The organism is Roseomonas sp. TAS13, assembly GCF_001950415.1.
Classification (GTDB): Bacteria; Pseudomonadota; Alphaproteobacteria; order Acetobacterales; family Acetobacteraceae; genus Roseomonas; species Roseomonas mucosa.
Genome location: NZ_BDLP01000107.1, coordinates 1 through 12,653, shown reverse-complemented (window position 1 = coordinate 12,653; position 12,653 = coordinate 1). Strand labels below are relative to the sequence as shown.

General features: G+C 70.2%; 11 protein-coding genes. 6 read left to right on the top strand and 5 right to left on the bottom strand.

The window, feature by feature from the left end; translation table 11 throughout:
• The 5 genes from ROTAS13_RS10655 to glpK form a co-directional block, all read left to right on the top strand.
• On the top strand, nt 1-325 hold a 325-nt coding region (locus ROTAS13_RS10655), incomplete at its 5' end, for a TOBE domain-containing protein (RefSeq protein ID WP_171979075.1).
• Between the two features lie 42 nt (nt 326-367).
• A complete protein-coding gene (locus ROTAS13_RS10650) occupies nt 368-1,177 on the top strand; it encodes a DeoR/GlpR family DNA-binding transcription regulator (RefSeq protein WP_371329181.1) in 810 nt (269 codons plus the stop codon).
• Between the two features lie 180 nt (nt 1,178-1,357).
• Nucleotides 1,358-2,884, top strand: coding sequence for a glycerol-3-phosphate dehydrogenase (glpD, locus tag ROTAS13_RS10645; RefSeq protein WP_058389731.1), 1,527 nt, complete (start codon nt 1,358-1,360; stop codon nt 2,882-2,884).
• Nucleotides 2,885-2,923: 39 nt separating this feature from the next.
• Nucleotides 2,924-3,778, top strand: coding sequence for an MIP/aquaporin family protein (locus ROTAS13_RS10640; protein ID WP_019459238.1), 855 nt, complete (start codon nt 2,924-2,926; stop codon nt 3,776-3,778).
• A gap of 63 nt (nt 3,779-3,841) precedes the next feature.
• Complete coding sequence (gene glpK / locus ROTAS13_RS10635; RefSeq protein ID WP_019459237.1) at nt 3,842-5,338, top strand: glycerol kinase GlpK; 1,497 nt, start codon at nt 3,842-3,844, stop codon at nt 5,336-5,338.
• A 138-nt stretch (nt 5,339-5,476) separates the two neighbouring features.
• On the opposite strand, the gene ROTAS13_RS10630 is transcribed toward glpK, so the two are convergent.
• The 3 genes from ROTAS13_RS10630 to ROTAS13_RS10620 all read right to left on the bottom strand — a co-directional run bounded on the left by ROTAS13_RS10630 (nt 5,477) and on the right by ROTAS13_RS10620 (nt 9,940).
• Nucleotides 5,477-5,752 carry a hypothetical protein gene (locus ROTAS13_RS10630; RefSeq protein ID WP_019459236.1) on the bottom strand — a complete coding sequence of 92 codons (276 nt, stop codon included), beginning with the start codon at nt 5,750-5,752 and terminating at the stop codon, nt 5,477-5,479.
• A 128-nt stretch (nt 5,753-5,880) separates the two neighbouring features.
• Nucleotides 5,881-7,473: an ABC transporter substrate-binding protein gene (locus tag ROTAS13_RS10625; RefSeq protein ID WP_075822306.1), complete on the bottom strand. Its 1,593-nt coding sequence runs from the start codon at nt 7,471-7,473 to the stop codon at nt 5,881-5,883.
• Between the two features lie 151 nt (nt 7,474-7,624).
• Nucleotides 7,625-9,940, bottom strand: a complete 2,316-nt coding sequence (locus tag ROTAS13_RS10620; RefSeq protein WP_075822305.1) for an ATP-binding protein — start codon at nt 9,938-9,940, stop codon at nt 7,625-7,627.
• A 301-nt stretch (nt 9,941-10,241) separates the two neighbouring features.
• Here ROTAS13_RS10620 and ROTAS13_RS10615 point away from each other — a divergent pair, with 301 nt between their 5' ends.
• Nucleotides 10,242-11,270 carry a zinc-binding alcohol dehydrogenase family protein gene (locus tag ROTAS13_RS10615; protein ID WP_075822304.1) on the top strand — a complete coding sequence of 343 codons (1,029 nt, stop codon included), beginning with the start codon at nt 10,242-10,244 and terminating at the stop codon, nt 11,268-11,270.
• Nucleotides 11,271-11,346: 76 nt separating this feature from the next.
• Here the strand turns inward: ROTAS13_RS10615 and ROTAS13_RS10610 are convergent, their stop codons facing one another.
• Nucleotides 11,347-12,333 carry an MBL fold metallo-hydrolase gene (locus ROTAS13_RS10610; RefSeq protein ID WP_075822303.1) on the bottom strand — a complete coding sequence of 329 codons (987 nt, stop codon included), beginning with the start codon at nt 12,331-12,333 and terminating at the stop codon, nt 11,347-11,349.
• A partial coding sequence (locus tag ROTAS13_RS10605; RefSeq protein WP_305793714.1) for an IclR family transcriptional regulator C-terminal domain-containing protein occupies nt 12,330-12,653 on the bottom strand: 324 nt, incomplete at its 5' end. The genes ROTAS13_RS10610 and ROTAS13_RS10605, both read right to left, overlap by 4 nt.

Below are 12,653 nucleotides of genomic sequence, written 5' to 3'. Positions count from 1 at the left end.
GCTGCTGTTGCCGTCGCTGCCGGATGCGCCGGGCACGCGGTTGCGCGTCCGGGTGCGGGCGCGCGACGTGTCGGTCGCCACCGAGGAGCCCCGCGGGATCTCGGTCCGCAACGTGCTGCCCGTGGTGCTGGAGGCCATCGGGCCGGGCACGGGGCAGGAGGTGATGCTGCGCCTGCGCCTGGGTGCCGGCGGCGTGCTCCTGTCGCGCATCACCGCCGAGGCGGCGCGGCGCCTGGACCTGCGCCCGGGACAGCCGCTCTGGGCCCTGGTGAAATCGGTCGCCCTCAGCCAGGGTGGCGCGGCCCGCGAGGAAGAGCCGGGCTGACCCGCCAGGCCGAGGGGCGGGGAAGGGTTTCGGGAGATGGCATTGGCAGGCAGCAAGGCGGCGTCGCGCCACCAGCGGATCCTCGCTTTGATCGGGCAGCGCGGCTACGTGTCCAACGAGGAGCTGGCGCGGGAATTCGAGGTCACCGTGCAGACGGTGCGGCGCGACGTGAACGCGCTGGCGGAGGAAGGCCGGGTTGCCCGCCACCATGGCGGCGCGGGGCTGGCTTCCTCCACCGAGAACATCGCCTATGCCGAGCGGCAGGTGCTGAACCCGCAGGCCAAGGAGGCCATCGCCCGGCAGGCGGCAGCGAAGATCCCCGACCGTTCCTCCCTCTTCGTCAATATCGGCACCACCACCGAGGCGCTGGCCCGGGCCCTGCTGGGGCACCGGGAGCTGCGTGTCATCACCAACAACCTGAACGTGGCGGCGCTGCTGTCCAGCCGCACCGACTTTTCCGTCGTGGTCACCGGCGGCACGGTCCGCAACCGCGACGGCGGCATCGTCGGCCAGACGGTGAGCGACATGATCGCCGAGTTCCGGGTGGATTTCGGCATCCTCGGCATCAGCGGCATCGACGAGGACGGGACGCTGCTGGATTTCGACCATGACGAGATCCGCGCCGCCCGCGCCATCCTGCGCCATTCGCGGCAGAGCTTCCTGCTGGCCGACCACACCAAGTTCGCCCGGCGCCCGATGGTGCGGCTCGGCTCCATCACCGAGGTCTCCGCCCTCTTCACCGACCAGCCGCCGCCACGCCCCATCCAGGCACTGCTGCGGGAACACGGTGTCGCCTGCCATGTGGCGGGCCGCGCCCCGGCGGCAGAGGCGAAGCCGGCACCGGGCCGGTAAGGCGCCGCGCTGCGTGGTGGCCCGCCGGGGGAGAGGCGGCGCCTTGCCTCAACGGCGGCACGGCCCCGTCCAGCACTTTAATTTTCGCTTGCGAACATTTTTTCTTCGCTTATCTTCCTTTTGCGGGGCACAGGGCCTCGCACGGCCTTCGCGGAGGCGGCAGGGAGAGGAGCGGGGAACTTGGCCAGCCAGGCGGATTATGACCTTCTCGTCGTCGGTGGCGGCATCAACGGCGCCGGTATCGCCCGCGACGCGGCCGGGCGAGGGCTGAAGGTCCTGCTGGTCGAGCAGGACGACTTCGCGCGCCACACTTCCTCCGCCAGCACGAAGCTGATCCATGGCGGGCTGCGCTATCTCGAATACTACGAGTTCCGCCTGGTGCGGGAGGCGCTGATCGAGCGCGAGCGCCTGCTGGCCGCGGCGCCGCACATCATCTGGCCGCTGCGCTTCGTGCTGCCGCACCGGAACGACGTCCGCCCGGCCTGGATGGTCCGGCTGGGCCTGTTCCTTTACGACCATCTGGGTGGCCGCAAGCGCCTGCCGGGTTCGGAAGGTGTTCGTTTCCGAACCTCGCCGCTCGGTTCCGCGCTCAAGCCCGGGGTGGAACGCGGCTTCGTCTATTCCGACTGTTGGGTGCAGGACAGCCGCCTCGTCGTGCTGAACGCCCGCGACGCGGCGGAGAAGGGGGCGGAACTGCACACCCGCACCCGCTTCCTCGGCGCGCAGCGCGAAGGTGGCATCTGGCGCGCGGAGATCGAGGACCTGCGCGGCGGCGGACGGCGTCCGGTCACGGCCCGCATCCTGGTCAACGCCGCCGGCCCCTGGGTGAGCGAGCTGCTGACCCGCCGCCTCAAGATCAACGACGCGGACAAGGTCCGGCTGGTCAAAGGCAGCCACATCGTGGTGCCGCGCCTCTACGAGGGCGACCACTGCTACATCCTGCAGAATCCCGATCGCCGCATCGTCTTCGCCATCCCCTACGAGGGCGATTTCACGCTGGTCGGCACCACGGACGTGCCCTGGAACGAGGCGCCCGGCCCGGTCTCGATCAGCGCGGAGGAAACGCGGTATCTCTGCGACACGGTCAACCGCTACTTCAAGCGGGAGGTCGCCCCGGACGACGTGGTCTGGAGCTATGCCGGCATGCGGCCGCTCTATGACGACGCCGCGAAGAACGCATCGGCGGTCACGCGCGACTATGTGCTGAAGGTGGACGCGCCGGAGGGAGAAGCGCCACTGCTCTCCGTCTTCGGCGGCAAGATCACCACCTATCGCAAGCTGGCGGAACATGCGCTGGAAAAGCTGGAGCCGCACCTGCCAGGGCTGAAGCCCGCCTGGACGGCGGCCGCGCCCCTGCCCGGCGGCGACATGCCGGATGCGGATTTCGACCGCTTCCTGGCCGGGCTGCGGCAACGCTTTCCCTTCCTGCCGGAAGCCCTGGCCTATCGCCTTGCCCGTGCCTATGGCACGCGCGCCGACCGGCTGCTGGGCAAGGCACGCGGCATGGAGGATCTGGGCGAGGATTTCGGCGCCGGCCTGACGCAGGCCGAGGTCGATTACCTGATCCATGAGGAATGGGCGGTGACGGCGGAGGACATCCTCTGGCGCCGCTCCAAGCTCGGCCTGCACGTGCCAGCCGGCACGGCCGGGCGGCTGGAAGACTATCTCGCGCGGCAGAAGCAGTCGCAGGAGATCGCCGCCGGCTGAGCGTGCAATGCGTCTCGCAAGACGTGGGGAGAAACATCCATGAACGAGAAGCGGCAATTTCTCGGGGAACTTGTCTCCGAAGCCGTGGCCGTCGCCATCATCATCACCTTCGGCTGCTCCGTGGCGGCCATGTACGTGCTCTACGACCCCAGCCCCTATAAGCTCGCCTATTGGGGCGTCTGCATCACCTGGGGCCTCGGCGTGACCGTGGCCATCTATGTGACCGGGGCGGTCTCCGGCACCCATGCCAACCCGGCCGTGACCCTTGCCCTGGCCCTCTATCGGGGTTTCCCCTGGCGCAAGGTCCTGCCCTTCTGGGTGGCGCAGGTGCTGGGCGGCATGGTAGGCGCCGCGATCGTGCTGAGCCTCTATGGCCCGGTCATCGACCACTTCAACGCCACCCAGGGCCTGACCCGCGAGGCGGGCGGCGCAGCCGGCGTCTTCTTCACCGCGCCCGGCCTGGCGGTGACGCCGATGCACGCGCTCTGGAACGAGATCGTCCTGACCGCGCTGCTGCTCTTCGGCATCTTCGCCATCACCGAGGAATTCAACACCATGGCGCCGCAGGCCAATTTCGGCGCGCTGGTCATCGGCCTCCTCGTCGCGATCATCGGTGCCTCGGCCGGCTATCTGGAGGCCTGGGCGCTGAACCCGGCCCGCGACTTCGGACCGCGTCTCTTCGCCTATTTCACGGGGTGGGGACCGGCCGCCCTGCCGGCGGCGCAGAACTACTGGTGGGTGCCGATCGTGGGACCGCTGATCGGCGGTGTCGTGGGCGGCGGAGCCTACCAGTGCCTGATCCGGCCCTTCCTGCCCTCGCGCCGCCAGCAGCCCCAGGCCGCGCCATTGCGGGAGGCACCCGACCTCTCGATCCGCCAGATCGGCGCCGACTGACCCCCTCCCGACCGATCCCCCCGACCGGCCAACGAACACCACAGAACGTCCCAAGGAACATCCATGAGCCAAGCCCGCTACGTCCTGTCCATCGACCAGGGCACGACCTCGACCCGCTGCATCGTCTTCGACGACAAGGCCCAGCAGATCTCCCTGGCGCGGCGGGAATTCGCCCAGCACTACCCGGATGACGGCTGGGTCGAGCACGACCCGGAGGATATCTGGCGCGACGTGGTGGACACGGTGCGGGAGGCGCTCGGCGAGGCCGGGCTCACGGACGGGACCGGGGTGGCCGCGATCGGCATCACCAACCAACGCGAAACGGTGGTGCTGTGGGAGCGGGAGACCGGCAAGCCCGTGTACCGCGCCATCGTCTGGCAGGACCGCCGCACGGCAGCCCTCTGCGCGAAGCTGAAGCAGGAAGGGGCGGAAGATCTGGTGCGCGCCCGCACCGGCCTGCTGCTGGACCCCTATTTTTCCGCCACCAAGCTGGCCTGGCTGCTGGACAACCTCCCGGACGTGCGGGAGCGGGCGGAGCGCGGCGAACTCGCCTTCGGCACGATCGACAGCTTCCTCCTCTGGCGCCTGACCGGCGGCAAGGTGCATGCGACGGATGCCACCAATGCCTCGCGCACCCTGCTGTTCGACATCCACCGGCAGGTCTGGGACGAGGACCTGCTGAAGCTGTTCCGCATTCCCGCCGCGGTCCTGCCGGAGGTGCGGGACAACAGCACCGTCTTCGGCGAGAGCGATCCCGCGCTCTTCGGCCGCGCCATTCCCATCGCCGGCATGGCGGGGGACCAGCAGGCGGCGGTGATCGGTCAGGCCTGCTTCGCGCCGGGCATGGCCAAGTCCACCTACGGCACCGGCTGCTTCATGCTGCTGAACACCGGCGAGAAGCCGGTCTCCTCGGACAACCGCATGCTGACCACCGTGGCCTATCGCCTCGGCGGCAGGACGGTCTATGCCGAGGAAGGGGCGATCTTCGTCGCCGGCGCCGCGATCAAATGGCTGCGCGACGGCGTGGGGGTGATCACCCATGCCTCGCAGACCGACGACATGGCCACCCGGGTTCCGGACAGCCACGGCGTCTACATGGTGCCGGCCTTCGTGGGCCTGGGCGCGCCGCACTGGGATCCGGAGGCACGCGCCCTGATCTGCGGCCTGACCTTCAGCGCGACGGCGGCGCATCTGGCGCGGGCGGCGCTGGAATCCGTGGCCTTCCAGACGCTCGACCTCGCCGAGGCGATGCAGCGGGATGGCGCCGGACAACTGAAGACCATCCGGATCGATGGCGGTATGTCGGCGAATGACTGGTTCTGCCAGTTCCTGGCCGACATGCTGCAGGCCGAGGTGGAGCGCCCCGCCTGCCTGGAGACCACCTCCATGGGGGCTGCCTTCCTGGCCGGCCTCGCAGTCGGTGTCTGGAAGGACCTGGACGAGGTCGCCGCCACCTGGAAGCGGGGGGCTGTCTTCGAGCCGCGCATGGATGGGGAGCAGCGGGCCCGCATGATCGCGGGGTGGAAGGATGCCCTGAAGCGCACCCTTCCGGCGAAATAGGGCGCCCCCACCCCCTCACCCGGGGGAGAAGTTTGTGGATAACGGGGATATTGACTGTGGAGTCCCACGCACAGGCTGCGTGATCCCTGCCACAGGACTCATGGACCCACTCATGGCCTCGTCCCGGGAGTGGCAGGCTCAGCCGGAGCTGCCATTCCCGCCCTTGTCGTCCTGCTGCTTCTGGTCCTGCTTCTCGGCGGCATGGCGGCGATGGACGCCCACGGCGCATCCCGCCGCGGCCCCCGCCACCGCATGGCCCTTGCCGACGAAATGACCCGCCACCGCGCCCACCGCGCCGTCCTTGACGCAGCCGCCCTCCTTGGCCGAGGCCGGGGTGCTCAGTGACGGTGCGGCCAGCAGGCCGAGCCCCAGCAGTGGAACCGCGAGGGCGGAGAGGGTGATACGACGACGCATGCAGCGATCCTCCGAAGCTCTTTGCCTGGAAGCAACGCCGCATGGGGCGGGCGGGGTGGTGGCCGCCGGATGAAGCCTGCGACATCCGCCGCCGGAGGGGCCTCCCTCCGGCGGCTGCAGCGGGGCGGTCAGGCCCAGCGGATGTCGTAGAACTGCGGCAGCCCGCTGCGCATGCCCGTCAGCTTCGCGCTGAACACGGTCTGCGGGTAGTAGGCGCCGAGCGGCAGATAGGTCGGCTCCCGCATGAAATCGGCCTGGATCTCGCGGCAGATGCGCTTCTGCTCGGCCTCGTTCGGCGCGTCGAACCACTGCTGGCGCAGTTCCTCCAGCTTCGGCGCGTTGGGCCAGCCGAACCAGGCCTTGTCGCCGTTGCCGCGCAGGCCGAGATGGCTCGCCGGATCGAAGTTGTTGGTGCCGGTCAGGTTGGTGATGAAGGCGTTCCAGCCGCCCTGGGCGGGCGGGTCCTTCTTCGCGCGGCGCTGCACCACCGTGCCCCAGTCCGTCGACTGGAGGTCCAGCTTCATGCCCGCGCGGCGCAGCAGGTCGGCGACCACGAGGCCCGCCGCGTTCTGGTCCGGGTAGTCGGTCGCCACCAGCAGCGCCACGGCCTCGCCCTTGTAGCCGGCGGCGGCGAGGTCGCGCTTCACCTTGTCCATGTCGCGCGGGCTGGTGAGGACCTCCATTCCCGCGTCGTTGGCGAAGGGCGTGCCGGGGCTGAAGACGCCGACATCGTCCTTCCACATGCTGCGATCCTCCCCGGCGATGGCCATCATCACGTCGGTCTGGCTTACCCCGCCCAGCAGGGCGCGGCGGATCGCGGGATTGTCGAAGGGCGGGTGCAGCGTGTTGAAGCGCATGATGGCCATGTTGCCGGAGGGGTCCAGCATCGAGCTCTTCAGGCTGCGGTTGCCCTTCAGCAGCGGCATCAGGTCCGCCGTGGGCTGCTGCCACCAGTCGGCCTCGCCATTCATCATGGCATTGGCGGCGGTGGAGGCATCGGGGATGACCCGCCACTCGATCCGGTCGAAATGCGCACGCTTCGGCCCGGCGGTGAAGCTCGGCGTGCCGCTGGCACGCGGCACATAGCCATCGAAGCGCTCATAGACCGCGAGCGAGCCCGCGACATGCTCGCTCGCCTTGTAGCGGAAGGGGCCGCTACCGACCATCTCGTCCACGCGGACGAAGGGATCGGTCTTCGCCAGCCGTTCCGGCATGATCGCTGGCATCGAGGTGCCGGTCTTGCCCAGGGCGTTCGGCAGCAGCGGGAAGGGCTTCTTCAGCCGGAAGCGGAAGCGCCGGTCGTCGATCACCGAGAGATCGTCCGTCGCGGCCATCAGCGCGGCGGCGAAGGCATCGCGCGCGGCGATGCGGCGGATGCTGGTCACCGCATCGATGGCGCGTACCGGCTCCCCGTCGTGGAACCTCATCCCCTCGCGCAGCGTCAGGGTCCAGAGCCGGCCGTCATTCTCGACGACATGCCCCTCCACCATCTGCGGCTGCATCGCATAGCTCTCGTCCTGGCCGTAGAGCGTGTCGAAGACGAGGTAGCCGTGGTTGCGGGTGACGGTGGCGGTGGTCCACATCGGGTCCAGCACCGTCGCGTCGCTTTCGGGGATGAAGCGCAGCAACTTGTTTTCCGCGCCCAAGCCGAGTCGCGGCGCGGACAGCGCCCCGAAGGCGCCCAGCGCGGCGGTGGCGGAAAGGAACTGGCGTCGCTGCATGGCAAGGGAACTCCCGTTTTCCCGGAGCGCCCGTCAGGGGAATGGCATTTCCCCCTTGGGCGCGGCGGCGCCATGCTTCCCCTCCCGCCACGCAGGCCGCAAGGGGAATGCACGGTTCATGGCCCCGGCAGCCTCCTTGCGGGAAAGGAGGCTAGGGGCTGGCCGGCCGCTGCTTGGCCAGGACATAGCGGATCTTGCGGGCCAGGGCCTCCCGCGTATAGGGCTTGGACAGGAGCTCGACCCCCGGGTCCAGCCGGCCGCCATGGACAATGCCGTTCTCGGTGTAGCCGGAGGTGAAGAGCACGGCGATGCCGGGCAGCCTTTCCCGCGCCTTGCGCGCCAGTTCGGGGCTGCGCAGCGTCCCGGGCATGACGACGTCGGTGAAGAGCAGGTCCACGGCGACCCCGCTCTCGATCACGGTCAGGGCGCTGGCCGCGTCGCGCGCCGTCAGCACCTGGTAGCCCAGCTCATTCAGCATCTCGACCGCCGTGGCCCGGACGCTGTCGTCGTCCTCGACCACCAGCACGGTCTCGCAGCCCCCGGCGACGGGGCCGCTTTCCAGCGACACCGGCCGGTCCTCGCCCTGGTGCGCGCGGGGCAGGTAGAGCCGGACGACGGTGCCCTGGCCCGGCTCGCTGTAGATCTTCACGTGGCCGCCCGACTGCTTGACGAAGCCATGCACCATGGAGAGGCCGAGCCCGCTGCCCTTGCCGTCCGGCTTGGTGGAGAAGAAGGGCTCGAAGGCCTGCCGCACCACCTCCGGGGGCATGCCGCTGCCCGTATCGGTCACGGCGAGGAGCGCATACTGCCCGGGCGTGACGTCCGCGTGCAGGCGGGCATAGTCGGCATCGAGCATCGCGTTGCCGGCCTCGATGGTGATGCGGCCGCAGCCCGCCATTGCGTCCCGGGCATTGATGGCAAGGTTGAGCAGCGCGTTCTCGAGCTGCGTCGGGTCTATCAGGGTGTTCCACAGGCCGCCGGACACGACCGTCTCGATCTCGATCGCATCGCCCAGGCTGCGGCGCAGCATGTCCTCCATGCCGGCGATCAGCCGGCCGAGATTGACCACCTTCGGCTCCAGCGGCTGGCGCCGCCCGAAGGCGAGGAGCTGGGCGGCGAGCTTGGCGCCGCGCTGCACCCCGGCCATGGCGTTGGCGAGGCGGCGTTCCGCCTTCTCCCGCCCCGCGACATCCGTCGCCAGAAGCTGCAGGTTGCCCGAGACCACCTGGAGGAGGTTGTTGAAGTCGTGCGCCACCCCGCCGGTGAGCTTGCCGATCGCCTCCATCTTCTGCGCCTGCTGCAAGGCGAGCTCGGCCTGGCGGCGCTCGGCGATCTCGGTGACGACGCGCGCCTCCAGCGTCTCGTTGAGCTGCCGCAGCTGCTCCTCGGCTTCGCGCCGCTGCGCGATCTCGCGCTCCGCGGCCTGTAGCAGCCGGGCGTTGTCGATGGCCACCGCCGCCTGCCCGGCCAGGCTCACCAGGCTGGTCTCGCTGGCGGCGTCGAAGCGGCCGGGTTCGCGATGGCCGAAGAGCAGGGCGCCGATCGGTGCGCCGGTGCGGGAGCGGACCGGCACGGCGAGGTGGCTGCGCACCGGCAGGTGGCCCGGCGGCATGCCGGCATGCGACGCGTCGGGGCCATAGCGCGGGTCACGGGTCACGTCGTCGGAGCGGATCACCGTCCGGCCCGCGAAGTCCGGCGAGAAGAGAGGGGTGGCGCGCGGCATGGGGAAGCTGGCGAAGGCCGCGGCATCGGCCCCCGACAGGGCGTAGAGGCGGTAGTCCTGCCCCGTCTCGTCCTCGGCATTGTAGAAGAAGGCACCGAACTCCGCGCCGGTCAGCGAGATGCCCGCATCGACCGCGAGCTGGGTGAGGCGACCGACATCGAGCTCGCTGGTGATGGCGATCCCGGCGCGGTTCACCGTCGCCAGGGTTTCGGTCTGCTGCTGGAGCGCCTTCAGCGCCGCCTGTTCGCGCTGCCGGCCCAGGACCTGGTCGGTCACCTCCATGGCCGCGCAGACCAGGCCGGCGATCTGGCCGCTCTCGTCGCGCAGCGGGGTGTAGGAGAAGGTGAACCAGGTTTCCTCGCGCCGGCCCTGGCGCAGCATCGGGATCGGCAGCTCGCGGTAATACTGGGCGTCGCCCGAGAGGGTGCGGTCCACGATGGGGCCGAACTGCGGCCAGATATCGGCCCAGACGTCGGCAAAGGGCCGGCCGAGCGCCCAGGGATGCCGCTCCGCGAAGATCGGCGTATAGGCATCGTTGTAGAGAAAGGCGAGATCCGGCCCCCAGGCGACGAACTTCGGCTGGCGGGAGTTGAACACCATCTCGGCGATGGTCCGCAGGGAAGCCGGCCAGTCGGTGACCGGCCCCAGCCCGCTGGCCTCGAAACCCGGCTCCCGGACCAGCGCGCCGGTATCGCCGCCGCCGAACGGCCAAGGGTCTGCCTCTGTGGTGATCCTGCTCAGCATCGCTACTCGGTTCTGCGGCGGCCAGCCCCGGTCCGGCGCCGGGAAAGGCGAAGGACAGGACTCCTCCGGTACGGAAAGGGGTCAGGAAAACCCATGATGCCACTCCGGCGGCCCCTTCGCCAGACAGGTGCCGACAAGGCAACGAACAGGGGTGCCGGAGCGGCTGGAGGGTGGGATATTGCAGGACGGGGCCGGCCATGCAGCTTTCGCCCGTCTTGCCGGTTCCTCCGCCATGATGGGGTGCGGGGCGCCAGGGCCTGGTCCGGCCCCCTCCGCGCCCGCCTGCCAGAGGAGAGCTGCCATGAAGGCCGTCGGCTATCGCAGGAACCTGCCCGTCGCCCATGATGAATCCCTGATCGACCTGGATCTGCCCGTGCCGGAACCCGGACCGCACGACCTGCGCGTCGCGGTGAAGGCGGTCTCGGTCAATCCGGTGGACACCAAGCAGCGTGCCCGCGCGACGCCGCCCGAGGGCGGGGTCCAGGTGCTGGGCTACGACGCCGCCGGGGTGGTGGAGGCGGTCGGCGCCGGGGTCACGCTGTTCCGGCCGGGCGACGAGGTCTTCTATGCCGGCAGCATCGACCGCCCCGGCACGGACAGCGAGTTCCACCTGGTGGACGAGCGGATCGCCGGCCGCAAGCCGGCCAGCCTGTCCTTCACCGAGGCGGCCGCCCTGCCGCTGACCGCCATCACCGCCTGGGAGCTGCTCTTCGACCGCCTGGGCGTGCCCTATGGCGCCCTGACCGGCGGGCCCATGGCGGGCGGCGGAACGCTGCTGGTCATCAACGGCGCCGGGGGCGTGGGGTCCATCCTGACGCAACTCGCCCGCCGCCTGACCGGGCTGACCGTGGTGGCCACGGCCTCCCGCCCCGCCACCATCGAATGGTGCCGGAAGATGGGCGCGCATCACGTGATCGACCATCACCGCCCGCTGGACGAGGCGTTGCGCGAGGCGGGAATCGAACAGGCGGAGTATGTCGCCAGCCTTTCCGCCTCCGACCGGCACCAGGCCGCCGTGGCGAAGCTGATCGCGCCCCAGGGCAAGGTGGCGCTGATCGACGACCCGAAGAGCTACGACATCATGCCGTTCAAGCGGAAATGCGTCTCGGTCCACTGGGAGTTCATGTTCGCGCGCCCGGTCTTCCGGACGGCGGACATGATCGCCCAGCACCGGCTGCTGAACGCGGTCTCGGCGCTGGTGGACGAGGGCTTCCTGCGCAGCACGCTGCACGAGGAGGCGGGCACCATCAACGCCGCCAACCTGCGCCGCGTCCACGCCACGCTGGAAAGCGGGCGGGCCATCGGCAAGACGGTGCTGACGGGGTTCTGAGGGAAAGGGATTTCCCTCCGGAGAGTGGAACCGGCGGGCAGGGCGCCCGAGGCGGCGGTGCTCCGGGCGGGCTGCCTCAGCCCGCCTCGCGCTGCATGACCGAGACGGCATCCCGGCCGATCCCGAAGGCGGTCAGGTCGGACGCGATCATCAACGGGCCATCATAGCCGGTGCGGATGGCGGACTGGAGATCGGCCAGCGTCGCATTCCCGTTCAGCCCGACATGGTAGAGCGCAGCCAGGCGCGGCTTCGCCTCGCGGAAGGCGCGCGCCGCGTCGTCCGGCGAGGCGAGGTGGCTGTAGACCGCGCGATAGGCCGGGTCGCCCGCCAGCAGCGCTTCCGGGATCAGCGTGACGGGGTGGAGGAAGAGATCCGCACCCCGTCCCTGGCGCACGACCTCCTGGCTGTAGCGCGTGTCGCCGGCCAGGACCACGACGCGGCCGCGGTACTCGATGCGGTAGCCATAGGACGGCCTGACCATCTCGCCATGGTCGTTGTCGAAGGCAAGGACACGCAGCCCGTCCTGTTCGTGGACAAGGCCCGGCGCCACGTCACGGGCATCGATGCGGATGCCTTCCTCCGGATTGTGCTCGTCCGCGAGACGCGTGCCGATATCGGCGGCATAGGCCGCGCGGAGGCCCTTCGCCATCGTCTCGGTGCCCGGCGGTCCGTAGAGCAGGAGCGGCGCCGCGCGGCGGCCATAGGGCGGCCGCAGCCAACCGGTCAGCCAGAGATCCGGCAGGCCCGCCGTATGGTCGGAATGGTGGTGGGTCAGGAAATGCGCGTCGATGCTGCCCAGCGGGATGCGCAGTTGCCAGAGCCGGATCGTGCAGCCGCGCCCGAAGTCGAAAAGCAGGCGCCGGTGGCCGCATTCCACCAGCGTGGCATTGCCGAAGCGCTGGGCGGAAGGCATGGGCGTGCCGGAGCCGAGCACGGTGACACGGAACAGATCCTCCGTCACGGGCGCCGCCTCCGGCGCTCCCATGGCTTTCCCGCCTTGTGCCGTGACGAGGCCGCCGGCCATGCCGGCGAGAAGCAGCTTCCGACGTCGCACGATGCTCATGCCTCCTTCGGTCCGCGATCGTTGCGGGCGCCCATCAGCCGCGAGAGTTCCGCCGCCGCGCCCTTCACCCGCCGCTCCACCTCCGCGCGGAACGGTGCCGGGCCGAACTGCGCGGCGGGCCCGGCCAGGCTGAGGGCGGCGAGGGGCCTGCCTTCCTGCCCCAGCACCGGGGCGGCGCAGGAATCCACGCCGGGCTCATAGGCGGAGAAGCTCCAGGCGCAGCCGCGCACCGCGTCCTCGGCCAGCACGGCGTCCAGGGCCGCGTGCGTGGCCGGGGAGTGCGGCGTGGCGGTGGGCAGCGGGCCGGGGCCGAGGCGTGC